Raw genomic sequence first — 22,636 nt, forward strand, 5'->3', positions numbered from 1 at the left:
AAGGCCATCGCATTATTCGATAAAGTAGCTATAAATGAATGCTTTATTCCCCTGTATGTATAATCGAAGCAGGAGGAATCATGGATCAGCTACTGGCAATGCGCACCTTCGCCCGCGTGGTGGAGGCGGGAACCTTTACCAAGGCGGCCGATTCGCTGCAAATGCCCAAGGCCACGGTGACGAAGCTGGTGCAGTCGCTGGAGGCGCACCTGGGCGTGCGCCTGCTGCAGCGGACCACGCGCCATGTCGCCGTCACGGAAGACGGCGCCCTGTACTACGAGAGGGCGACGCGGTTCATCAAGGATCTCGGGGACATCGACAACAGCTTCGGCGCCGCCCACGGCACACCGCGCGGCCACCTGCGCGTGGACACCGGTTCCTCGGTGGCCAGCCGCATCATCGTGCCGGCGCTGCCGGAATTCCTGGAACGCTATCCCGGCATCCAGCTCGACCTGGGCGTCAGCGACCGCCACGTGGACCTCATCAGCGACAACGTCGATTGCGTGATACGGGGCGGCGTCATCACCGACCTGTCGCTGGTGGCGCGGCCGATCGGCAAGGCGGCCTGGATCACCTGCGCCACGCCGGACTACCTGGCGGCGCACGGCACGCCGCGCCATCCGTCCGAGCTGGAAGGCGAACACCGCTTCATCAATTATCTGTCCGCCCGCAGCGGGCGGCCGGTGCCGGCCAGTTTCGCGCGCGCCGGCCAGAAGCTGGAGATACGGCCGCGCCACGCCATCGGCATCAACGAGAGCAATGCCCACTTCGCGGCGGCGCTGGCCGGCTTGGGCGTGATCCAGACCTTCGACTACATCGCCCGCGACCACATCGCCAGCGGCGCGCTGGTGCCCATCCTGAAAAGCTGGCAGCCGGCGCCCTACGCGTTCCACGTGGTCTATCCGCCCAACCGGCACCTGAGCAACCGCGTACGCGTGTTCATCGACTGGATCACCGGGCGCTTCGCGGAACTGGCCTAGCCTTCGACCACGATGACAGGCCGCAGCCGCTTGCGCGAGGCGCGCGCGTGCGGCACCCAGGCGTGGGTCTGCCAGCGGCGCCACATGACCAGGCCGCGTATCCATTCGTCGGCGGCGTAGGCGATCCACACGCCGGGCAAGCCCCAGCCCAGCACCACGCCCAGCAGCCAGCTGCCGCCGGCCAGCACCAGCAGCATCGACAGGGCGCCCGCCATCACGGGAAAGCGCGCGTCGCCGGCGGCGCGCAGCGCGTTGATCACCACCAGGTTGAAGGTGCGGCCCGGCTCCAGCAGCACGGTGATCCACAACAGCGTGGCCCCGGCCGCGATGATCTCCTGGTCCTGCGTGAACCAGCCCAGCAGCCATCGCCCCAGCAGCGCGGCGCAGGCGGCGATCAGCACGCAGACCACCAGTCCGCGCGCCAGCGAACGCCGCACCACGCCATGCGCCTCGCGCAGCCGCCCGGCGCCGATCAGATAGCCGACCACGATTTCCACCGCCAGTCCGGTGGCGATGCTGAACATCATCACGCCGCCCATCAGCTGCAGCACATAGGCCTGCGTCGCCAGCGACCTCGCGCCCAGCTCCGCCGCCGTCGCCACGCTGACCATGAAGGCCAGGCGCCAGGCGATGTTCTCGGCCGCACCGGGCAGGCCGATGTGCAGCACCGCGCCCAGTTCGCGGCGCGGCAGGCGCCACCAGTCGTCGCGCGCCACGCGGATGTGCAGGTGCACGCGCCACATCAGCAGGTGCAGCGCCAGGCCGATGGCGCGGCTGACCGCCAGCGCCACCGCGTAGCCGGGCAGGCCCAGCGCCGGTATCGGCCCCCAGCCGTGCATCAGCGGTATCGCCAGCGCCAGGTGGCTGAGGTGCATGATCGCCAGCACCACCAGCGTGTCGCGCGTGCGCAGGTGGGCGCGCATCACGCTGGCCATCGAGGCGTTCCAGGCGTCGAGCAGCATGGCCGGCGCCAGCGCCTGCAGGAACGGCGCCGCCAGCGGCAGCACTTCGGCCGGCGCGTTCAGCAGGTGCAGCACGCCGTGCGCGCCCAGCAGCGCCATCAGGCCGGTGACGACGCCCAGCCAGGTGCTGGCGCCCACCACCGCGCAGGCCACGCGGTCGGCCGCCGCGCGCTGGCCGCCGCCCAGGTTTTGCGTCACCACCACGCTGACGCCGGCGCCGATGATGCGGAACAGGATGAACAAGGTGGCCGACACCTGGCTGGCGATGGCGAAGGCGCCGCCGGCGGCGTCGGAGATGCGCGAGGCCAGCGCCGTGCCGATCACGCTGGAGGCTATCGCCAGTCCCAGCTCCACGAGCAGGGGCCAGGCGAGGTTGAACATGGGTGGTGTGCGGACCGGGGTTTTGGAGGCAGGCATGGAGCAATGTTAAATAAGTGTTGCCAGAATCTTAGTTTATATCAACTGGAAGCGCTTTCATCCTCTACATTGAAATTATCTATGAAGGTAGAATCGTTAGCAAAGGATACACTTCCGCTGTTCTTACCCAGCCGCGACTATCATTGTGCGATTCACCATTTACGTCGTTGCCCATTTGCTGGTCCTGTTGCTGAGCTTACTCGGCGGGCAGGCCAACGCCCAGACGCTGACGGTGTTGTATCCCGACATCGGCGATCCCTATCGCACGGTGTTTGCCGAAATCCTCCAGGGCATCGAGGAACAATCGAAGGCCAGGCCGCGCGCCATCGCGCTGACGGCCGCCACCGACCTGGGCGAACTGCGCAACCTGCTCAAAAACGGCAAGGTGGTGATCGCCCTCGGCCGCCAGGGCTTGAAGGCGGCCGGCACGCTGGACCCGGCGCAGGCCGTCGTGGTCGGCGGCGTCGGCCCGTCGCCGGACGCCGACCGCCTCAACGGCATCAGCCTCACGCCCGACCCCGCCCTGCTGTTCTCCATGCTGAAAAACCTGCTGCCCGGCATACGCCGCGTGATCGTGGTCTACAACCCGGCCGTCAACGAGACGCAGATCCGCCTGGCCCGCGAGGCCGCCCGAAGCCTGGGGCTGGAGCTGGCCGCGCTGGAGGCGTCCGACCTGGCCGGCGCGGCGCGCGCCTACGAAACCCAGCTGGCCGCCGCCGACGGCCACCGCGACGCGCTGTGGCTGCCGCAGGACAGCACCACCGTCGAGGAAACCACCATCCTGCCGCTGGTGCTGAAGGAGTCGTGGAGCCGCAACGTGCCGGTGTTTTCCAGCAGCGTCTTGCACGTCAAGAAAGGTGTACTGTTCGGCATGTATCCCAACAATGTGCAGCTGGGCCGCGACCTCGCCGCGCTGGCGCTGTCCATGCAAAACGGCGAGCAGCCCAGGCGCGGCGTCACGCCGCTGCGCGCGGTGCGCAGCGCGCTCAATTCCCGCACCGCCAGCCACATCGGCCTCAATCTTGTCTCCAGCCAACAACGGAGCTTCGACGCCGTCTTCCCCGAACCCTAGGGACGAGCCCGCCATAGGCCGATATTATTTCCGAATTGCAAATTCTCAGCTTATACTATGAAAGCATCTTAATAACGTCATTCCTGGCGCCGCAGTAGAAGTGCAGTAAAGATCGTCTGATGAAAAACACAATATTCAATCCACGGCGCTGGAGACGCGCCGCCGCCCTGCTGCTGGCGAGCGTCGCCGGCGCCGCGCAGGCCGGGGGCGGCGTGATTCCGTCCAGCATAGCGCTGGTCAGCGCCGGCGCCGCCCATGGCGGCATGCTGATCGAGCCGGCCGCGCCGCTCGTCTCGCCGCCGCAGTCGCCGCTCCAGTCTTCCCCGCCCATGCCCATGCCGGCGCCGCTGCGCGCCGACGTGCGCCCCGTCACCCTGGCCCAGCTGGAAGACCAGTTGCGCCGCCCCGAATTGCAGGCTTCCATCGGCAAGGGCACCATCGCCGTGGTCTACCCCAACGTCGAGGAACCGTTCCGCTCCGCCTTCATCGCCATGATCCAGGGCATCGAGGAGCGGACCAAGCTCAAGGTCCGCAGCTACCCGGTCGATCCCAGGGTCGATACCGCCGAGCTGAACGCCACGCTCAAGCGCAACGGCACCAAGGTGGTGATCGCGCTGGGCCGCCAGGGCTTGAACGCCACCGCCGGGCTGGACCGCGAGATCGCCGTGCTGGCCGGCGGCGTGCTGCTGCTGTCCGACGCCGAGAACGTGATGGGCATCAGCATGACGCCCGATCCGGCCATGCTGTTCTCGCGCCTGCGCGCGCTGCTGCCGGAACTCAAGCGCGTGATCGTGGTCTACAACCCGCAGAAATCCGAATGGCTGGTCAAGCTGGCGCGCGAGGCCGCCAAGGCCCAGGGGCTGGAGCTGCAAGCCCACGTGGCCGGCGACCTGGCCCGCGCCGCCCAGCTGTATCCGCAGCTGATCGCCGCCGCCGACAACCGCCACGACGCCGTCTGGCTGCCGCACGACAGCACCACCGTCGAGGAAAGCACCATCCTGCCGCTGGTGCTGCGCGAATCGTGGAACAGCGGCGTGCCGCTGTTCTCCAGCAACGTGCTGCACGTGAAGAAAGGCGCGCTGTTCGCCATGGTGCCGGACAACGTCGAGCTGGGCCGCACGCTGGCCGCCTCGGCGCTGGGCGTGATCGCCGGCGACGTCCGCCGCCGCGCGCTGGTGCCGCTGCGCGAGCTGCAGACCGCCATCAATCTCCGCACGGCCAGCCACATCGGTCTCAACCTGGGCGCATTGCAACAGCGCAGTTTCGATTTCGTCTATCCGCAGCCCTGATGATTAACATAGTCCGTAATTTCCTGCGCCGTACCGGTTTCCAGCGCCAGCTCACCGTCATCGTCTCCGGCGCGATTCTCGGGCTGGCCGTGTTCTCCGCGCTGATGAACTCGTGGGAAGCCAATGCCCGCATGCGCGACTATTTCATCGAACAGGGCCAGCGCATCGCCGACAACCTGGCCCGCCAGAGCACGCTGGCGCTGCTGTTCCACTCGTCCGAGAACGCCCGCGAAGTGGTCAACTCCACGCTGTCCTTCCCGGACGTGGCGGCGCTGCAGATCATGGATACCAAGCGCAAGGTGCTGCTGTCCAAGGTGGTCGACGGCGCCAGGCTGGACCAAGCCAACCTGTCGAAGCCGGTGCCAGCCCACGCCGGCCTGGTCGGCGAAACCGCCGACGGCTGGCTGTTCGCCGCGCCGGTCTACGGCGGCCAGAGCGAGGCTTCGCCGTTCGAATTGCAGGAACACCAGCAGCAGCTGCTCGGTTACGTCCACGTGCAGATCGCCAAGAGCACGCTCAAGCAGCTGACCTGGTCGCTATTGCTGGGCAACCTGGCGCTGACCCTGTCCTTCGCCGTGGTGCTGCTGGTGCTGGGCCGCCTGCTGACGCGCCACATGATCAACCCGCTCAACGCGCTGTCGACGCTGATGCGCCGCGCCGAGTCCGGCGAATCGGGCATGCGCGCGGCGCCGGCCGGCCCGCGCGACCTGATCGAGATGGCCCACGCCTTCAACCAGATGATGAACGTGCTGGAGCAGCGCGAGGCCGAACTGAAGGACTCGCGCGACGCCGCCGTCAACATGGCGCAGATGAAGGCGCAGTTCGCCGCCACCGTCAGCCACGAGGTGCGCACGCCGCTCAACGGCGTGGTCGGCATGCTCGACATGCTGAAGGAAACCCGCCTCACCCAGCGCCAGCAGGAGTTCGTCGACGTCGCCTGGAATTCCTCGCGCACGCTGATCGCGCTGATCAACAACATCCTCGACTTCTCCAAGATGGAAGCGGGCAAGCTCAAGCTGGAGGAAACCGAATTCTGCCTCGGCACCCTGCTGTCCGAAGTGACCGAGCTGGTGGCCCGCCCGGCGCAGCAGAAAGGCGTGTCCCTGAACTGGACCATCGCGCCCGACGTGCCGGCCCGCATCGCCGGCGATTCGCTGCGCCTGCGCCAGATCCTCATCAACCTGATCGGCAACGCCATCAAGTTCACCGACCGCGGCGAAGTGGCGATCGCCGTCGCGCTGCTGCCGGGCGCCGCCTTCGGCCTGAGCTTCGAAGTGCGCGACACCGGCATCGGCATGAGCGAAGAAGTGCGCCGCCACCTGTTCGAAGCCTATGTGCAGCCGGACCCGAGCACCACGCGCCGCTACGGCGGCACCGGCCTCGGCCTGGCCATCTGCAAGCAGCTGGTCGAGCTGCTGGGCGGCCGCATCGGCGTCGACAGCGAGGCCGGCCGTGGCACCACCTTCACCTTCTCCATCCTGTGCCGCCCGGCGCTGCAGCAAGTGGCCGGCCCGCCGTTGCCGATGCGTCCGCCAACCGCCGCGCCATCGGCCGCGCCGCTGCCGGTGCCGTCGCTGACGCCGACCTTGAGCCCGGCCGCCGCCGAGCCCGAGCGCCAGTTCCGCGTGCTGGTGGCCGAGGACAACCGCACCAACCAGATGGTGGCCGCCGGCATGCTGGCGATGAACGGCTGCGTCTGCGAATTCGCGGCCGACGGCGTCGAAGCCGTGCGCGCCGCCCAGCGCGAGCGCTTCGACCTGATCCTGATGGATTGCAGCATGCCGGAGATGGACGGCTACGAAGCCACCGCCCACATCCGCCTGGCCGAGCTGGCCATGGGCCGGCGCACGCCGCTGGTGGCGATGACCGCCAACACCCAGGTCGGCGACGCCGAAAAATGCCTGGCCGCCGGCATGGACGATTACCTGGCCAAGCCGATCACGCTGGTCGAGCTGCGCCACAAGCTGGAAAAATGGCTGCCGCACGGCGGCCCGCTCAGCACGCCCACCCCGCAGGCCACGGCGGCCCAGGCCTATGCCGCGGCGCCGCGCGGCGCCGGCATCCCCTGCCCGGTCGACCCGGCCGTGTTCGACAAGCTGCGCGAAGTGCTGGGCGACACGCTGCCGCACGCCGTCACGCCCTACCTGGAAGACACCCCGGCCTGCCTGGACGAACTGGAACAAGCCGTGCAAGCGGGCGACATGCATACCGCCCGCGCCCGCGCCCACGCGCTCAAGGGCTCCTCCGGCAACTTCGGCGCCGAAACGCTGGCCCAGCTGGCGCAGCAGGCCGAACACTTCGCCGCCGAACAGCAGCCCGGGCAGATCGAACCGCTGCTGGCGCCGCTGCGCGCCCACTACGAGGCGCTGGCCGCCTTCCTGCAAGCCGAGATCAGCGACACCGCCCCGGCCGCGCCGCAGACCGGCGACGAGCGCCCGCAGGTGCTGGTGGTCGACGACGACCGCAGCACCCGCAGCACGCTGCGCCACACCCTGCAGCGCGACGGCTTCCGCGTCGAGGAAGCGGCCGACGGCGCGCAAGCGCTGGCCATGCTGGCCCGCTTCCAGCCCGACGTGATCCTGATGGATGCGATGATGCCGGTGATGGACGGCTTCACCGCCTGCGCCCGCATGCAGGAACTGCCCAACGCCGGCGCCGTGCCGGTGCTGATGATCACCGCGCTGCAGGATAATTCCTCGGTCGAGCGCGCGTTCGCCGCCGGCGCCAGCGACTACATCCCGAAACCGATCCACTACGCCGTGCTGTCGCAGCGGGTGCGCCGCATCATCGAGGCCAACCGCGCCGAGAAGCGCATCCGCCACCTGGCCTACAACGACGTGCTGACCAACCTGCCCAACCGCACGCTGTTCTTCGAGCTGCTGGCCGCCAGCATCGAGCAGGCCCGCCACGCCGGCAACGGCCAGCAGGTGGCCGTGCTGTTCATGGACCTGGACCGCTTCAAGTATGTCAACGACAACCTCGGCCACGACGTCGGCGACCGCCTGCTGCAGGCCGTGGCCCAGCGCGTGCGCCACACCGTGCGCGCCGACGACGCCGTGGCCCGCCTCGGCGGCGACGAATTCACCGTCGTCCTCAACGAGCTCGACAGCCCGGCCGCGGCCGCCACCGCCGCCCACAACATCGTGCGCGTGCTGTCGGCGCCCTTCCCCATCGACGGCCACGACATCTTCGTCACCGCCAGCGTCGGCATCGCCATGTATCCGCACGACGGCGCCGACGTCGCCACGCTGGTCAAGCACGCCGACAGCGCCATGTACCGCGCCAAGCGCACCAACTCCGGCTTCCAGTTCTACGAAGCATCGATGGAGCATTCGATCTCCGAGCACGTGCGGCTGGAGAGCGACCTGCGCCGCGCCATGGAGCAGCAGCACCAGCTGGAAGTGTACTACCAGCCGCAAGCCTGCCTGGCCAGCGGCAAGATCATCGGCATGGAGGCGCTGGTGCGCTGGCGCCATCCGACCCGCGGCATGATCGCGCCGGTCGACTTCATCCCGCTGGCCGAGGAAACCGGCCTGATCAACCCGCTCGGCGACTGGGTGCTGCGCACCGCCTGCGCCCAGCTGCAGCAGTTCATCTGCGCCGGCCTGCCGCCGATGCGGGTGGCGGTCAACCTGTCGGTGCGCCAGTTGCTGCAAAAGGATTTCACCGCCTCGGTCGAAGCCGTGCTGGCCGACACCGGCCTGCCGCCCGACCTGCTGGAGCTGGAGATCACCGAGAGCACGCTGATGGAAAACGCCCAGGACACGCTGGCCGCGCTGCACCGCCTGCACTCGCTGGGCGTGCGCCTGTCCATCGACGACTTCGGCACCGGCTACTCCTCGCTGTCCTACCTGAAGCGCTTCCCGGTCGACATCATCAAGATCGACCGCTCCTTCGTGCGCGACGTGCCGCAGGACGCCGACGATGCCGCCATCGTCAGCGCCATCATCGCGCTGGCCCACAGCCTGCGCCTGGAGGTGGTGGCCGAGGGCGTGGAGACCGAGGCCCAGCTGCAGTTCCTCAAGGGCCGCGAGTGCGACCTGCTGCAGGGCTTCTACCTGAGTCCGGCCGTGCCGGCGGACCAATTCGCCGAACTGGTGCGTCGCCATATCGACACGCCTACAACAGTCGCCGCGCGAATTTGTTGATTTTTACACATAAGCAACAACCGGCAGGCTAGAATCAAAAAAACGTAACAGGAGATAGCATTTTGAAAGCGTTGAGCGCCCACCGGCTGTACCTGACCGCGGCACTCACCCTACCGCTGGTCGCAGTCCACGGCATGGCCCATGCCGACCCCGTGACTGAGGAAGACGAACTGGCGCTGGTCTACGGCACCAGCGACAGCGTCAGCATCGCCACCGGCAATCTGCAAGCGCTGCGCCGCGCCCCGGCCGTGGCCTCCGTCATCACCGCGGCCGACATCGCCGCCATGGGCGCCACCGACCTCGATCAAGTGCTGGAGACCGTCCCCGGCGTGCACGTCAACCGCACGCCGAACAGCAACTCGCCGCTGTACGTGGTGCGCGGCATCGTCAGCGCCTACACGCCGCAAATCCTGATGCTGCAAAACGGCGTGCCGATCACCACCGCCTACGTCGGCAACAAGGGCAATATCTGGGGCGGCTATCCGGTCGAACACATCGCCCGCATCGAGATCATCCGCGGCCCCGGCTCGGCGCTGTACGGTTCCGACGCCTTCTCCGGCGTCATCAACATCATCACCAAGGGCCCGGGCGAAGCCCAGGGCAGCGAGTTCGGCGCCCGCGCCGGCTCCTTCGGCAGCTACGACGGCTGGGTGCAGCACGGCGGCAAGATCGGCCCGGTCGAGGTGGCGGCCTATGTCCGCCTCGGCAAGACCGACGGCACCGACGCCATCATCGACGCCGACGCCCAGACCCGCAACGACACGCTGTTCAAGACCCACGCCAGCCTGGCGCCCGGCTCGCTCAACAACCAGCTCAAGGCGATCGACGCCAACCTCGACCTGATCTACGGCCAGTGGCGCGGCCGCTTCGGCTACAAGAAGCGCTATGACATGGGCACCGGCGCCGGCATCGCCTCGGCGCTGGACCCGGTGGGCCGCCAGCGCGGCGAACGCATCACCGGCAGCCTGGCCTGGGCCGACCCGCAGTTCACGCGCGACTGGGGCCTGGGCGCCACGCTCAGCAGCCAGCAGTATGCGCAGGAAGTCAGCACCATCTACCAGCTGCTGCCGCCCGGCCTAACCTTCCCGACCGGCGCCTTCCCGAACGGCATGCTGGGCGCGCCGGAGACTTTCGAACGGACCTACCGGCTGTCCGGCTTTGCCGACTACAGCGGCTTCAACAATCATCACGTGCGCATCGGCGCCGGCCACGACGACATCGAGCTGTACCGCACGACCGAGCGCCGCAACTTCAACTATGCGCCCAACGGCACGCCGATCCCGCTGCCTGCGGTGATCGACACGATAGGCACCACGCCCTTCATGCTGCCGCAGCGGCGCAAGGTCGATTACCTGTACCTGCAGGACGAGTGGAACTTCGCCAAGGACTGGAACCTGACGGCCGGCGTGCGCCACGACCATTACTCGGACTTCGGCGGCACCACCAATCCGCGCCTGGCGCTGGTGTGGGACGCCAGCTTCGACCTGACCGCCAAGCTGCTGTACGGCCGCGCCTTCCGCGCCCCGGCCTTCCTGGAAAGCTACGGCATCAGCAATCCGGTCGCGCTCGGCAATCCGAACCTGAAGCCGGAACGCAACGCCACCACCGAACTGTCGTTCGCCTGGCAGGCCCGCACCGACGCCACCGTCAACCTGACCTTCTATCGCTACGATATGAAGAACATCATCCGCACCGTGGCCAACCCCATCCCCGGCACCGGCGCCACCTACGCCAACACCGGCGACCAGAAGGGGCGCGGCGTCGAGCTCGAATCGAACTGGACGGTGACACGCGACCTGCGCCTGTCCGGCAACTACGCCTGGCAGCGTTCGACCGACCAGGCCACGCATGCGGACGCCGGCTACGCGCCGCGCCACCACGCCTTCGGCCGCGCCGACTGGACCTTTGCCAGCGGCTACCAGGCCGGTTCGCAGCTGAACTGGGTGGCCGGCCGCCAGCGCGCCTTCGGCGATGCACGTCCGGTGATCGCCGACTACACCACCATCGACTTCACGCTGGCGACCCGCAACGGCCGCAACCAATGGAACTTCGCGCTGGCGCTGCGCAACGCCTTCAACGCCGACGTGCGCGAGCCCAGCCCTGCACCCGGCCTGAACCTGCCGCACGACCTGCCGATGGCGCCGCGCGCCCTGTCGCTGCAAGCCTCGTACAAGATGTAAGCGGCTTCCCGAGCATCGCTACGCCGCCAACATGGCGGCGTAGCGGCGCGCGAAGGTGTGCACGTCGCCCGGCCAGCGCGCCGACAGGTAGTTCCCGTCCTGCACCACCCAAGCGGCGCGATCGTCGCCCACACGGTCGCGCACCAGGCCACCCGTCTTGCGGAAATAGTCCGGCGTGCCGGCCGGGACGTCGATAAAGTCCTCAGGCGAGGCCAGCGCGCGCTTGACCTCCTGCTCCACGCTCCAATAGCCTGCCGGCTCGCCTTTGCTTTCGCCGTAGGTGCGGTAATAGCCGGGATCCCAGAAGCGGGCCAGGAAGCGCGTCAGGTCCCACGCGCTGCGTTCCAGCTTCCACGTCAGCGCCGTGGTCTTGCGGCCGTACAGCACCGAACGCTGCGTGCGCGGCGAGATGGAGCGGGCCGCCAGCAGCACGCCGTGGCACACAGCCGCCACCGGCTTGCCGCTGTCGAAAAACTCCGCCACTACGGTTTGCAGAACCTGGTCTTCCAGATAGGGGCGCATGCCCTTGGCGTGACCGCCCGGCAGCAGCAAGGCGTCGTACTGCGCGGCGTGCAGGTCTTCAAAGCGGCGCGGTTGCAGGAAGGCCGGATCCTGCTCCAGCGCGGCGTAGGCCTGGCGGCCGTGATGGTCGGCGCGCAGCATCAGGCCAAACAGGCGCAGCTTGCGCAGGCCGGGCAGCCAGCCCCACGGATCCAGTCCTTCGCCGCTGAGCATCAACGGGTCGGCATGGCCGCGCGTGCCGTCGACGGTGGCGAACGCTATGTGGTGGCCGGCATCGCGCAGGATGCGCCAGCTCAGCGCCACTTCGGTCGGATCGAAGTCGTGCAGCGGTATCGGTATCAGGATGCGGCGACTATGGCTCATGGCGTGAACGCGGAATGGTCGGGCGTTCATTCTACATGCCGCGCACCCCCATCATCATGCCGCCCGGCGCAAGCTGCCTGCGTTGGACGCCGGCGCCGGCGCCGGCAAGGCCATGCGCGGCGCGGCCACCGGGAACTGGTGCACGCTGTGCTTGTCGCCTTCGATCTTGAACGAGCCGACCAGCTGCGCCAGTTCGCGCGCCTGGTCCTGCATCGCGTCAGCCGCGGCAGCGGCTTCCTCCACCAGCGCGGCGTTCTGCTGCGTGACGTCGTCCATGTCGCCGATGGCGGCGTTGACCTGCTCGATGCCGTGCTCCTGCTCGGCGCTGGCGGCGCTGATGGCCGACATGATGCCTGTGACCTTCTCCACGCTCTGCACGATCTCTTCCATCGTCGCACCGGCCGCCTGCGCCAGCTCGCTGCCGCTGGCGATGCGTTCGGCCGATTCGTTGATCAGCTGCTTGATCTCCTTGGCCGCGCTGGCCGAACGCTGCGCCAGGTTGCGCACCTCGGACGCCACCACCGCGAAGCCGCGCCCCTGCTCGCCGGCCCGCGCCGCTTCAACGGCCGCGTTCAACGCCAGGATATTGGTCTGGAAAGCGATGCTGTCAATGACGCTGGTGATGTCGACGATCTTGTGCGCGTAGTCGTTGATGCTGGCCATGGTCTGCACCACCTCCGACACCACCTTGCCGCCCTTGCCCGCCACCGCCGACGCCGACTCGGCCAGGCGGTTGGCCTGGCGCGCATTGCCGCTGTTCTGCTTGACGGCCGACGTCAGCTCCACCATCGCCGACGCCGTCTCCTCCAGCGCGCCGGCCTGATGCTCGGTGCGGCGCGACAAATCCATATTGCCATTGGCGATCTCGCGCGAGGCGGCGTCGATGGCCACCGCGCCATCGCGCACGCGGCCCACGGTGTCGGCCAGGCGGGCCGTCATGTGGCTGAGCGCATTGAACAGCTGGCCGATCTCGTCGCTGCGGCCATGGCGGATCGCCCCATGCAGCTCGCCCGCCGCCACCTGTTCGGCCAGCGCCACCGCCCGCGTCAGCGGACGCACGATGCTGCGCGTCAGCGCCAGCGCCAGTGCCGCGCCCAGCGCCAGCGTCACCAGGCCGAAGCCCGCCAGCAGCGCGCGGCTGCCCTGGAACTGGCTGGCGGACTGCTCGGCCAGTTGCCTGGCCTGCTGCGTCTGGTAAGCCAGCAGCTTGCCCAGCGCGCCGGTATAGGCCTGGAACACCGCCGCCATCTTCGTGTCCAGCAGGTCGCTTACTTCCTGCGTGCGGCCGCCGTCCTTCAGCTTGAACAGTTCGGCGCGCAACGCCATGTAGACGCCCTTCCTGGCCGCCACCGCGCGCAACAATTCCGCCTCCGCGCCCTGCGCCGGCATCGCCGCCAGCTTCGCTTCCATGGCCGTGGCCAGCTTGTCGCCGGCGGTCAGCTGGGCCTGGAAGATGTCGCCCACTTCCAGGCTGTCGCTGCGGGCGATCGACGTGGCGCGCAAACCATTCAGTTCCGTCATACCCAGCAGCTCGGAGGTCAGCAGCTGCTTGGCCAGCTTCTCGCTGACCAGGTTGGAGGCGGTATCGTTGGCCGTTTGCAGGCGCCACAGCGCCACCGCCGACATACATGCCATTAAAAACAACAGTGCGGCGAACGATGCCATCACGCGGACACCGGTATTCAATTGAGGAATTTTCATAACGTTTCTATAAGAGAAGTGCGGTTCGTACAAGATAAAGCCGACTATACGCAACAAATATGACGCCGTTATTACCGTACGGAAACTTATTCTTATATGTTTATTACGAAACAATAGATATTTTTCAAGAGAAACTTTATGGGGGATTCGTATATACTGCTTCGACCCACTCGCCACCTCTGAAAATCGTGAGCCCACTCCTCTCCGCCGACGCCGATCTGCTGCAATCCGAACAAGACGCCCTGCTCGCGCTGAGCAAGCTGTTGCACATCTGGTACAGCGAAGCGGGCTTGCACGGCATGCTGCGCTCGCTCGACGCCACCGTCGCGCAATGCCACGCCATCCGCGAAGAGTTCGCCGCCGAGAGCGCCGACACGCGCCTGGACGCCGAACGCGGCGCCATCAGCCAGCACCTGCGCTTCATGTTGTCATTATGCGCAGACTGATAACATTCTTTTCTTTTGGTTAAGATGTAATAGGCTCGTAACAATTTCCCACTAGCATTACCGGCACTGTAGTCAACTAAAGGTAACTGCCCGTGGAGTTCAACGCCTCTCGTTTGCACCTGCCCCGTTTTCGCCTGTCCGTCGCCGCCGACCTGTGCGTGGAGACGGTCTCGGTGGTGTCCGACACCAGCAACTTCGGCGTGCTGGAACTGTTCACCGAACGCCGTGACCTGATGAGCTTGCCGGTGCTGGAAAGCGACCGCCCTATCGGCCTCATCAGCCGCAACATCTTCATGTCGCAGATGTCCAAGCCCTTCTACCATGAGCTGTACGGCAAGAAGAGCTGCATCGCCTTCATGGACAAGGAACCGCTGATCGTCGATGCCGCCATGAGCATCGAAGAGCTGACCTTCCGCGCCGTCGAATCGGGCGAAAAGGCGCTGGCCGACGGCTTCATCGTCACCCGCGACGGCGGCCTGGCCGGCGTCGGCTTCGGCCTGCAGCTGATGAACGTGGTGGCCAATATGCAGGCCGAGAAAAACCGCCAGATCATGCACAGCATCGACTACGCCAGCGTGATCCAGCGCTCGCTGCTGCGTCCCTCCGACCTGGCGCTGGCCGAAACCCTGCGCGACGCCCACCTCGAATGGCAGCCGCGCGACGTGGTCGGCGGCGATTTCTATCACTTCGCGCGCTACCCGGACGGCTGGTTCGCCGCCATCGCCGACTGCACCGGCCATGGCGTGCCGGGCGCCTTCATGACGCTGATCTCCTCGTCGACCCTGGCGCAGGCCTTGCAGCAACTGGGTCCGCGCGATCCGGCCGCGCTGATCGCCGAAGTCAATCGCGGCGTCAAGAGCATGCTGGGCCAGGTCGACGAGCGCCACAGCCAGCACGGCGCGGCGGCCTCCAACGACGGCATGGACGCCGCCTTCCTGTGGTTCGACTACGCCAGCCGCCAGCTGCATTTCGCCGGTGCCAAGCTGCCGCTGTTCCAGCTCGACCCGGACCAGCAAGCGGTGCAGACGGTGGACGGCGACCGCATGGGCGTGGGCTATGTCGACACGCCGCTGGACTACGCCTGGACCAACAAGACCATCGCCATTCCCGAGCGCAGCCTGCTGTTCCTGACCACCGACGGTTTGATCGACCAGATCGGCGGTCCCAAGGAAATCGCCTACGGCAAGCGCCGCATGCGCGACGTGATGCTGGCCCAGCGCGGCGCCGGCGCGCGCGACGTCAGCGACGCCATGCTGGCCGACTACCAGGCCTGGCAAGGCGAACAGCCGCGCCGCGACGACCTGACCTTTTTCTGTTTCCGCCCATAGGAGCGCCGATTTTGCTGTACGAAGAATTCAACGATTTCTGGGATGTGGCCCGCAAGCGCCACATCATCTTTTTCTACGTGGGCTATTTCTCGCAGCACGTGGTGGCCGCCATTTCCGAAACCATCAAGGCGCGGCTGGACACGGCCGGCGCGGCCGGGCCGACGCGCCGCCGCATCTTCTCGTCCTTCGTCGAGATGTCGCAGAACATCATGCACTACTCGTCGGACACGCTGACCCCGCACGCACAAAGCGACAACCAGATGCGCCGCGGCTCGTTCTGCATCGGCATGAAGGACGACAGCTTCTTCCTGCTGTGCGCCAATCCGGTCGACAGCACCAACGTCGAGCGCATCCGCAGCCGCCTGGAGCCGCTGCACACGATGACCATGGAAGAGATCAAGTCCGCCTACAAGAAGGCGCTGCGCGACGAAACGCCGGCCGACAGCAAGGGCGCGGGCCTGGGCTTCCTGACCATGGCGCGCGACGCCAGCGAGCCGCTGGAGTTCGAGTTCGTGCAGGAAGCGCACGATCCGGGCACCACGGTGTTCTGCATCAAAGCGATCATTTAAAAAAATCAGTACTGGAACAGTTATGGAACCACTCTTTATCAGCGCCTCGCCCACATCGCCGGAAATCGACTTCCGCTTCGACCAGGACACCCTGTCGATCAAGGGCGAGTCCTATCCCGAAAACGCGGCCGCCTTCTACGGCCCGCTGATCGCGCGCGTGCAGGCCTACCTGGACGGCTGCAGCGACGCCAGCATCACCGTCAACGTCTCGCTGGCCTACTTCAACAGCTCCAGCACCAAGATGCTGTTCTCCTTCTTCGATGCGCTGAACAAGGCCGCCATCGCCGGCAACCAGGTGCGCCTGAACTGGTACCACGACGAGGACGACGACACCATCCTCGAATTCGGCCAGGAGCTGCAGGACGATTTCGGCGCGCTGGACTTCCACGACCACCCCGTGAGCGGAAACTGACCATGATGACCATCCCGGGCCGCGAAGAGGCTGACCTGTTTGCGCTGGAAAGCGCGGCGCTGGCCAACGCCCGCGCGGCCCACGCCGACCCGCGCGCCGACGCCCGCGCCGCGCTGGCAGAGATGATCGTCCACTACGAGCGCCTGATGCGCGAGAGCCGCCGCCTGATACGCCGCAGCGACCGCGCCGAACTCGATATGAACCAGATGAACCGCCAGCTGCACGAACTGGCGCTGCAGCTGGAGTACCGCGCCACCCACGATCCGCTGACCGGCGCGCTCAATCGCGCCGCCGTCATCGAGCATGCCTCCGGCTGCCTGGAACGCGGCGACATGGCGCTGATCGTGCTCGATATCGACCACTTCAAATGGGTCAACGACGATTTCGGCCACCCGGCCGGCGACGCCGTCATCAAGACCGTGGTGCTGTGCCTGCAGGCGCTGCTGGGCCCCGAGGTGGCGATAGGCCGCGTCGGCGGCGAGGAATTCTCGGTGGTGTGGCCGACCAGCTCCGTGGAGGAAGCGCAGCGCGTGGCGGCCAGCATCTGCGACGCCATCGCCGACCAGGTGTTCGCCGCGCCGATCAACCGCCAGATCACGGCCAGCGTGGGCATCAGCTGGAACCGCGTGGGCACCAGCTTCGAAACCGCCTACAGCCACGCCGACGAAGCGCTGTACGCCGCCAAGCGCGCCGGCCGCAATTGCGTCAAGCTGTATTCCACACTGCCGCCGCCGCATCCGGCCGCCACGCCGCCCACACCGGAAGACCTGCCGGCGCCCTGCCACTGATACGTCAGGCGTCCAGTCAGGCCACCGGCGTGACCAGCGGGCGGCCGCCGAAGTGGGCGCGCAGGTTGTCCACCACCAGCTGGCCCATCGCGTGCCGGGTTTCCACCGTCAGGCTGCCTACGTGCGGCGTCAGCACCACGTTGTCCAGCTCCCGCACCGCCGCCGGCACATGCGGCTCGTGGTCGAACACGTCCAGCGCGGCCTTGCCCAGCACGCCGTCGCGCAAGGCCGCGACCAAGGCCTCCTGGTCCACCAGCGAACCGCGCGCCACGTTGACCAGCGTGCCCCGCGGCCCCAGCGCCGCCATCACCTCCGCATTCACCGCATGGCGCGTGGCCTCGCCGCCCGGCGCGCACAGCACCAGGTAGTCGCTGGCCTGCGCCAGCTCCAGCAGCGACGCGCAGCGCCCGGCCGCCACGCCATCCACCGCGCGCGGCTGGTAGTACAGCGCGCGCATGCCGAAGGCCGTCGCCCGTGCCGCCACCGCCTGGCCGATGCGGCCGAAACCGAACACACCGCACACCTTGCCGCGCAGGGACCGCGTCGGCGCCAGCGGCAGGCCGTGCTCCCAGGCGCCGCTGCGCACCAGGCGGTCCAGCGCCGGCAACCCGCGCGCCGCCGACAGCAACAGCGTCAGCGCCAGGTCCGCCACGTCCTCGGTCAGCACACCCGGAGTGTTGGTAACAAAAATGCCACGTTGCCGCGTCTTTTCCAGCGCCACCGCATCGGTGCCGATGCCGTTGACGGCGACGATTTCCAGCTTCGGCAGCTGCGCCAGCAACGCCGGGCCTATGCCTATCGAGCCGGTCGTCAACACCCCTCGTATGCCCGGCGCCACACTCGCCAGCCAGGCCGGCTGGGCCTCGCAGGGCTGGCGCCACAGGTGGTGGCAGTGAAACGCCTGCTCCAGCTGCGCCATCACGTCCGCCGACGGACTGGCCGCCAGCACCAGTATTTCCGGTTTCATATCGGTATCCTTATGCATGTGGCGATTGTACAAGCAGGCCCAGATTCCCGTTGCTTTGCATGGACTTTCTGTCGGCATTTCCGTATGCTGGACCCACCATCCTGGAGCGCGCCCCGATTTGAACGTCCCCGCCACCACTCCGCAAACTTGCCTCGCCTTCCGCCGCTGGTTATCCGCGGCGCTGGCGGCATGCGCGATGCTGTGCAGCGGCGCCGCCGCAGGGCCCGAGCGCTGGGGCAAGCTGGCCACGCCGCTGTTCGAGCACCTTGGCCTGGAACAGGGGCTGCCGCACCCGATCGGCATGGCGCTGGCGCAGGACGGCGACGGCTACATCTGGGTCGGCACCCAGACCGGCCTGGCGCGCTGGGATGGCTATCATATGCGCAGCTTCCATCACGACGCCGCCAACCCCGCCTCGCTGCCCGGCGACTTTATCCAGGTGCTGCACGTGGACAGGCGCGGCCGCCTGTGGATAGGCACGGCGGCCGCCGGCATCGCCATGTTCGATAAACGCAGCGAACAGTTCACGCGCCTCAACGATGAACTGGGCAAGGGCCAGGTCAGCGCCATCGCCAGCGACGCCAAGGGCAACCTGTGGATAGGCACGCCGAACGGCCTGAAATACTACGACACCGTGCAAGGCACGCTGCGCCGCTACACCCACGAAACCCATGCCGGGCTGCCGGACAACCAGGTGCGCGCCCTGCTGGTGGACCACGCCGGCACCCTGTGGATAGGCACGGGCACCGGCCTGGCGCGCCTGCGCGAGGGCGGCGCCATCACCCAGGTCGCCGTCAGCGGCGAAGGCCAGTCCGGCTGGAGCGACACCGTCATGGCGCTGGGCGAGAACGCCATGGGCCAGATCGCCTTCGGCACGCTCAAGAGCGGCATCGGCGTCATCGACTCGCAGGCCGACCGCGGCCGCATCCTGCCGATCAAGGGCGTCAAGGAGCTGCAGGCCAACATGGTGCTGGCGGTGGTCGAAACCACCCCCGGCACCTGGTGGGCCAGCACCTACGGCGGCGGCGTGGTCGAGTACCGCAGCGGCAGCAACGAGGGCCACCGCATCCAGCACCAGGCGGCCGTGCCCTTCAGCCTGAGCAACGACCGCACCGCCGCCCTGCTGCGCGACCGCAGCGGCATGATCTGGGTGACGACCGAACGCGGCGTCGACTTCTACGATCCGCACAACGAGAGCGTCGATTCGGTGTTCGGCGCCCAGGGCGCGCAGGAAGCCGCCGTCACCGCGCTGATGACGGACCAACAGGGCCAGGTGTGGATCGCGCTGGCCGACCAGGGCGTCGACATCGTGCACGCCAACGGCGACCGCTCCGCCGTGCTGCGCCCGGACCCGGCCCGCCCGGACAGCGCGCTGCCCAACCGGGTGGTGCTGGCGCTGGCCGAGGCCAGTCCCGGCGAGGCCTGGATCGGCACCCAGCTGGGCCTCTACCGTACCAGCGCCCAGGGACGCAGCGTGCGCCGCGTGCCGCTGCCGCAGGCCAGTGCCTATCCGCGCATCGGCACCATCCTGGCGCGCAAGGGCGAACTGTGGCTGGGCACTTTCGACGGCCTGCTGCGCTACGACCCGCAGGCCAACACCGTGCGCCGCTACGTGCAGGGCGCGGCCGACGCCGGCGGCCTGACCGACAACCGCATCCACGCGGTGGCGCCCGACGGCGACGGCGCGCTGTGGATCGCCACCCGCAACGGCTTGAACTGGCTGGATCCCGAAACCGGCAAGGTGGAACAGATACGCGCCAATCCCGCCGTGTCGACCGCGCTGTCGGAGGCCATCATCAGCTCGCTGGTGATCGACCCGCGCGGCCGGCTGTGGGTAGGCACCTACGGCGGCGGCATCTGCGTCATGACCGGGCGCGATGCGCAAGGCGTGCCGGAATTCCAGCGGGTCGGCTCCCTGGCGGGCCTGACCACCGGCACCATCATGTCCATGCAGGCCGACCCCGTGGGCCGCATCTGGGCCTCCACCGCCGACAGCATCGCCGTGATCGACGCCGCCACCCTCAAGGCGTGCGCGCTGACCCGCGCCGACGGCCTGGCCTTCCGCACCTTCTTCATCGGTTCCAGCACCGTCACGGCCGAACGCGACCTGGTGTTCGGCGCCACCTCCGGCATGGCGGTGGTGTATCCGGGCCGCCTGAACGACTGGGGCTACCGCCCGCCGCTGGTCATCAGCGCGGTGCGCCTGGACCAGCAGCCTGTCGCCCCGGCCCAGCTGGCAGGCGACAACGGCCCGACGCTGACGCTCAAGCCGGAGAACCAGGGCTTCGAAGTGGAGCTGGCCGCGCTGGACTTCTCGGCGCCGCAGCGCAACCGCTACGCCCATCTGCTGGAAGGCTTCGACCAGCGCTGGGTGGAGGCCGACGCCACGCGCCGCATCGCCGCCTACAACCATCTGCCGCCCGGCAGCTACCGCCTGCGCCTGCGCGGCAGCAACCGCGACGCCCTGTGGAACGCCGAAGAGCTGCAATTGCGGGTGGTGGTGCTGCCGGCCTGGCACCAGACCTGGTGGGCGTGGCTGGGCTACTTGCTGGCCGCCTGCCTGCTCGCATGGGGCCTGGTGCGCTGGCGCGTGCGGCAGCTGCACCACAAGGGCGAGACGCTGCAGGCGCTGGTGTACTCGCGCACCCAGCACCTGGAAAAACTCAACGCCATCGTCAAGTCGATCAACGAGCAGCTCGATTTCGACGCCCTGCTGCACACCATCCTGCATGAGTCGACCGTCATCCAGGGCATCGACTCGGCGATGGCGCTGGTGCGCGAGGCCGGCACCGAGACGCTGTCGCTGCGCGCGGCCTGGGGCCGCATCGACACCACGGCCGACGCCTACACCATCGACCTGCGCCAGGCCGAGCTGCGCTACGCGCCGGCCAACTGCATGATCGCGCCGGACATCTTCGAAGTCCACCACCGCAATTCGCTGCCAGGCGACGTCTGCGCGCTGCTGGCGGTGCGGGTGGTGATCGACGGCCAGGTCGAAGGCTATCTGATCTTCGAAAACTACCAGTACCAGGCGGCTTTCGCCCCCACCGACCTCGATCTGCTCAAGGCGCTGAAGGAGCCCTTCGTCTCGGCCTACCAGAAGGCGCGCGCGCTGCGGCTGCTGGAGCAGGCGCGCGCCAACGCCGAAGCGGCCACCCGCGCCAAGAGCGACTTCCTGGCCAACATCAGCCACGAAATCCGCACGCCGATGAACGCCATCCTCGGCTTCGCAGGCCTGGGCACGCATCTGGACCTGCCGCCGCAGCCGCTGGACTACTTCCGCAAGATCGGCCGCGCCGGCCAGAGCCTGCTGGAGATCATCAACGACGTGCTGGACTTCTCCAAGATCGAATCGGGCAAGCTGGAACTGGAGGCGCTGCCCTTCGACCTGCCCGACACCCTGAGCCAGCTGGCCGACCTGTTCTCGTGGCGGGCCGCGGAGCGCGGACTGGAACTGGTGATCTGGGCGGCGCCGGACGTGCCGTCCAACCTGCTGGGCGACTCGCTGCGCCTGAGCCAGATCCTGGTCAACCTGGTCGGCAACGCACTCAAGTTCACCGCGCGCGGCCACATCGAACTGCGGGTCGAGCGCGACCACCAGGCCCCGGTGCCCGGCGACGGCTACATCGGGCTGCGCTTCGTCGTCGAGGACAGCGGCCTGGGGATCAGCGACGAGCAGCAGGCCCGCCTGTTCCAGGCCTTCGCCCAGGCCGACGCCAGCACCACGCGCCTGTACGGCGGCACCGGACTGGGGCTGGCGATCTCGCAGCAGCTGGTGCGCAAGATGGGCGGCGTGATCCGCGTCGACAGCGAACCGGGCGTCGGCAGCAGCTTCGGTTTCAGCATCGCCGTGCAGCTGGCGAGCGACCAGACCCCGCGCGCCGCGCCGCTGCCGCCGTCGGTGCTGGGCAAGCGCGTGCTGGTGGTGGACGACAGCGAAGCGGTGCGCCACATGCTGAAGATCCAGCTGTCCAACCTGGGCCTGAAGGCGCGCGCGGTGGCGTCGGGCACGGCGGCGGTGGCGGCGATGCAGCTGGACGACTACGACATCCTGATGATGGACGCCGACATGCCCGACATGGACGGCATCGAAACCCTGCAGCGCATCGCCGGCGACGCCGAGCTGGCGGCCGTGCCGGCGGTGCTGATGACCACCGCCTACGCGCGCGAGCACAGCCGCCAGACCGGCGAGCAAAGCCGCCTGATGCCTTTCCTCGACAAGCCGGCCCACCCCTATCTGCTGCGCAGCGTGGTGCTGGCGGCGCTCGGACTGGAAAGCGGCCAGCCGGCGGCCAGGCTGGTGGCCGCGCCGTCGGTGGCGGTGCAGCGCATCCGCGGCGCCCACGTGCTGGTGGTCGACGACAACAGCATCAACCAGCAGGTGGCCAGCGAGATCCTGCAGCGGGCCGGCGTGCGCGTGGACCTGGCGGGCAGCGGCGAAGAGGCGGCGCGCATGACCGCCGCCGGCCGCTACGACGCGGTGCTGATGGAC

General features: G+C 67.9%; 15 protein-coding genes. 11 read left to right on the forward strand and 4 right to left on the reverse strand.

Annotated elements, in window-relative coordinates; translation table 11 throughout:
• Positions 1-80 precede the first annotated feature (80 nt).
• Complete coding sequence (locus DUGA2_RS02710) at positions 81-980, forward strand: LysR family transcriptional regulator (RefSeq protein WP_070267053.1); 900 nt, start codon at positions 81-83, stop codon at positions 978-980.
• On the opposite strand, the gene DUGA2_RS02715 is transcribed toward DUGA2_RS02710, so the two are convergent.
• Positions 977-2,323 (reverse strand): MATE family efflux transporter, encoded by a 1,347-nt coding sequence (locus tag DUGA2_RS02715; RefSeq protein WP_070267054.1) that lies wholly within the window; start codon positions 2,321-2,323, stop codon positions 977-979. The genes DUGA2_RS02710 and DUGA2_RS02715 overlap by 4 nt on opposite strands.
• A gap of 181 nt (positions 2,324-2,504) precedes the next feature.
• On the opposite strand from DUGA2_RS02715, the gene DUGA2_RS02720 reads away from it, so the two are divergent.
• From DUGA2_RS02720 to DUGA2_RS02735, 4 genes are all read left to right on the forward strand, one after another.
• The gene (locus DUGA2_RS02720) at positions 2,505-3,431 is read left to right on the forward strand and encodes an ABC transporter substrate-binding protein (RefSeq protein ID WP_070267055.1); all 927 of its coding nucleotides are present in this window, start codon (positions 2,505-2,507) and stop codon (positions 3,429-3,431) included.
• A 119-nt stretch (positions 3,432-3,550) separates the two neighbouring features.
• Positions 3,551-4,720: an ABC transporter substrate-binding protein gene (locus tag DUGA2_RS02725; protein WP_070267056.1), complete on the forward strand. Its 1,170-nt coding sequence runs from the start codon at positions 3,551-3,553 to the stop codon at positions 4,718-4,720.
• A complete protein-coding gene (locus DUGA2_RS02730; RefSeq protein WP_070267057.1) occupies positions 4,720-8,868 on the forward strand; it encodes an EAL domain-containing protein in 4,149 nt (1,382 codons plus the stop codon). Before DUGA2_RS02725 ends, DUGA2_RS02730 begins: the two co-directional genes overlap by 1 nt.
• Positions 8,869-8,930: 62 nt before the next feature.
• On the forward strand, positions 8,931-11,048 hold the full coding sequence (locus DUGA2_RS02735) for a TonB-dependent siderophore receptor (RefSeq protein WP_083296183.1): 2,118 nt from the start codon (positions 8,931-8,933) through the stop codon (positions 11,046-11,048).
• An 18-nt stretch (positions 11,049-11,066) separates the two neighbouring features.
• On the opposite strand, the gene DUGA2_RS02740 is transcribed toward DUGA2_RS02735, so the two are convergent.
• Both DUGA2_RS02740 and DUGA2_RS02745 read right to left on the reverse strand, forming a co-directional pair.
• On the reverse strand, positions 11,067-11,933 hold the full coding sequence (locus tag DUGA2_RS02740) for a type 1 glutamine amidotransferase domain-containing protein (RefSeq protein WP_070267058.1): 867 nt from the start codon (positions 11,931-11,933) through the stop codon (positions 11,067-11,069).
• Between the two features lie 54 nt (positions 11,934-11,987).
• Positions 11,988-13,634 (reverse strand): methyl-accepting chemotaxis protein, encoded by a 1,647-nt coding sequence (locus tag DUGA2_RS02745; protein ID WP_070267059.1) that lies wholly within the window; start codon positions 13,632-13,634, stop codon positions 11,988-11,990.
• A 188-nt stretch (positions 13,635-13,822) separates the two neighbouring features.
• Between DUGA2_RS02745 and DUGA2_RS02750 the strand changes: the two genes are divergently transcribed.
• The 5 genes from DUGA2_RS02750 (at position 13,823) to DUGA2_RS02770 (ending at position 17,177) form a co-directional block, all read left to right on the forward strand.
• Positions 13,823-14,080, forward strand: coding sequence for a hypothetical protein (locus DUGA2_RS02750; RefSeq protein ID WP_070267060.1), 258 nt, complete (start codon positions 13,823-13,825; stop codon positions 14,078-14,080).
• 113 nt (positions 14,081-14,193) lie between these two features.
• A complete protein-coding gene (locus tag DUGA2_RS02755; protein WP_070267061.1) occupies positions 14,194-15,408 on the forward strand; it encodes a SpoIIE family protein phosphatase in 1,215 nt (404 codons plus the stop codon).
• A gap of 11 nt (positions 15,409-15,419) precedes the next feature.
• Positions 15,420-15,977: a SiaB family protein kinase gene (locus DUGA2_RS02760; RefSeq protein ID WP_070267062.1), complete on the forward strand. Its 558-nt coding sequence runs from the start codon at positions 15,420-15,422 to the stop codon at positions 15,975-15,977.
• Positions 15,978-15,999: 22 nt separating this feature from the next.
• Positions 16,000-16,389: a DUF1987 domain-containing protein gene (locus DUGA2_RS02765; protein ID WP_008448922.1), complete on the forward strand. Its 390-nt coding sequence runs from the start codon at positions 16,000-16,002 to the stop codon at positions 16,387-16,389.
• 2 nt (positions 16,390-16,391) lie between these two features.
• Positions 16,392-17,177: a GGDEF domain-containing protein gene (locus tag DUGA2_RS02770; RefSeq protein ID WP_070267063.1), complete on the forward strand. Its 786-nt coding sequence runs from the start codon at positions 16,392-16,394 to the stop codon at positions 17,175-17,177.
• Positions 17,178-17,193: 16 nt separating this feature from the next.
• On the opposite strand, the gene DUGA2_RS02775 is transcribed toward DUGA2_RS02770, so the two are convergent.
• Positions 17,194-18,144 (reverse strand): 2-hydroxyacid dehydrogenase, encoded by a 951-nt coding sequence (locus tag DUGA2_RS02775; protein WP_070267110.1) that lies wholly within the window; start codon positions 18,142-18,144, stop codon positions 17,194-17,196.
• Positions 18,145-18,262: 118 nt separating this feature from the next.
• On the opposite strand from DUGA2_RS02775, the gene DUGA2_RS02780 reads away from it, so the two are divergent.
• Positions 18,263-22,636, forward strand: a 4,374-nt coding sequence (locus DUGA2_RS02780) for a two-component regulator propeller domain-containing protein (protein WP_229214569.1), incomplete at its 3' end; no start/stop codon positions are given.

This window comes from Duganella sp. HH101 (genome assembly GCF_001758795.1).
Classification (GTDB): domain Bacteria; phylum Pseudomonadota; class Gammaproteobacteria; order Burkholderiales; family Burkholderiaceae_D; genus Rugamonas; species Rugamonas rivuli.

Excerpts from the sequence above, each read along its gene's own strand:
- DUGA2_RS02740 (WP_070267058.1), bottom strand. The coding sequence starts at position 11,933 with ATGAGCCATAGTCGCCGCATCCTGATACCGATACCGCTGCACGACTTC.
- DUGA2_RS02770 (WP_070267063.1), top strand. The coding sequence starts at position 16,392 with ATGATGACCATCCCGGGCCGCGAAGAGGCTGACCTGTTTGCGCTGGAA.
- DUGA2_RS02775 (WP_070267110.1), bottom strand. The coding sequence starts at position 18,144 with ATGAAACCGGAAATACTGGTGCTGGCGGCCAGTCCGTCGGCGGACGTG.
- DUGA2_RS02725 (WP_070267056.1), top strand. The coding sequence starts at position 3,551 with ATGAAAAACACAATATTCAATCCACGGCGCTGGAGACGCGCCGCCGCC.
- DUGA2_RS02710 (WP_070267053.1), top strand. The coding sequence starts at position 81 with ATGGATCAGCTACTGGCAATGCGCACCTTCGCCCGCGTGGTGGAGGCG.
- DUGA2_RS02730 (WP_070267057.1), top strand. The coding sequence starts at position 4,720 with ATGATTAACATAGTCCGTAATTTCCTGCGCCGTACCGGTTTCCAGCGC.
- DUGA2_RS02765 (WP_008448922.1), top strand. The coding sequence starts at position 16,000 with ATGGAACCACTCTTTATCAGCGCCTCGCCCACATCGCCGGAAATCGAC.
- DUGA2_RS02745 (WP_070267059.1), bottom strand. The coding sequence starts at position 13,634 with ATGAAAATTCCTCAATTGAATACCGGTGTCCGCGTGATGGCATCGTTC.
- DUGA2_RS02715 (WP_070267054.1), bottom strand. The coding sequence starts at position 2,323 with ATGTTCAACCTCGCCTGGCCCCTGCTCGTGGAGCTGGGACTGGCGATA.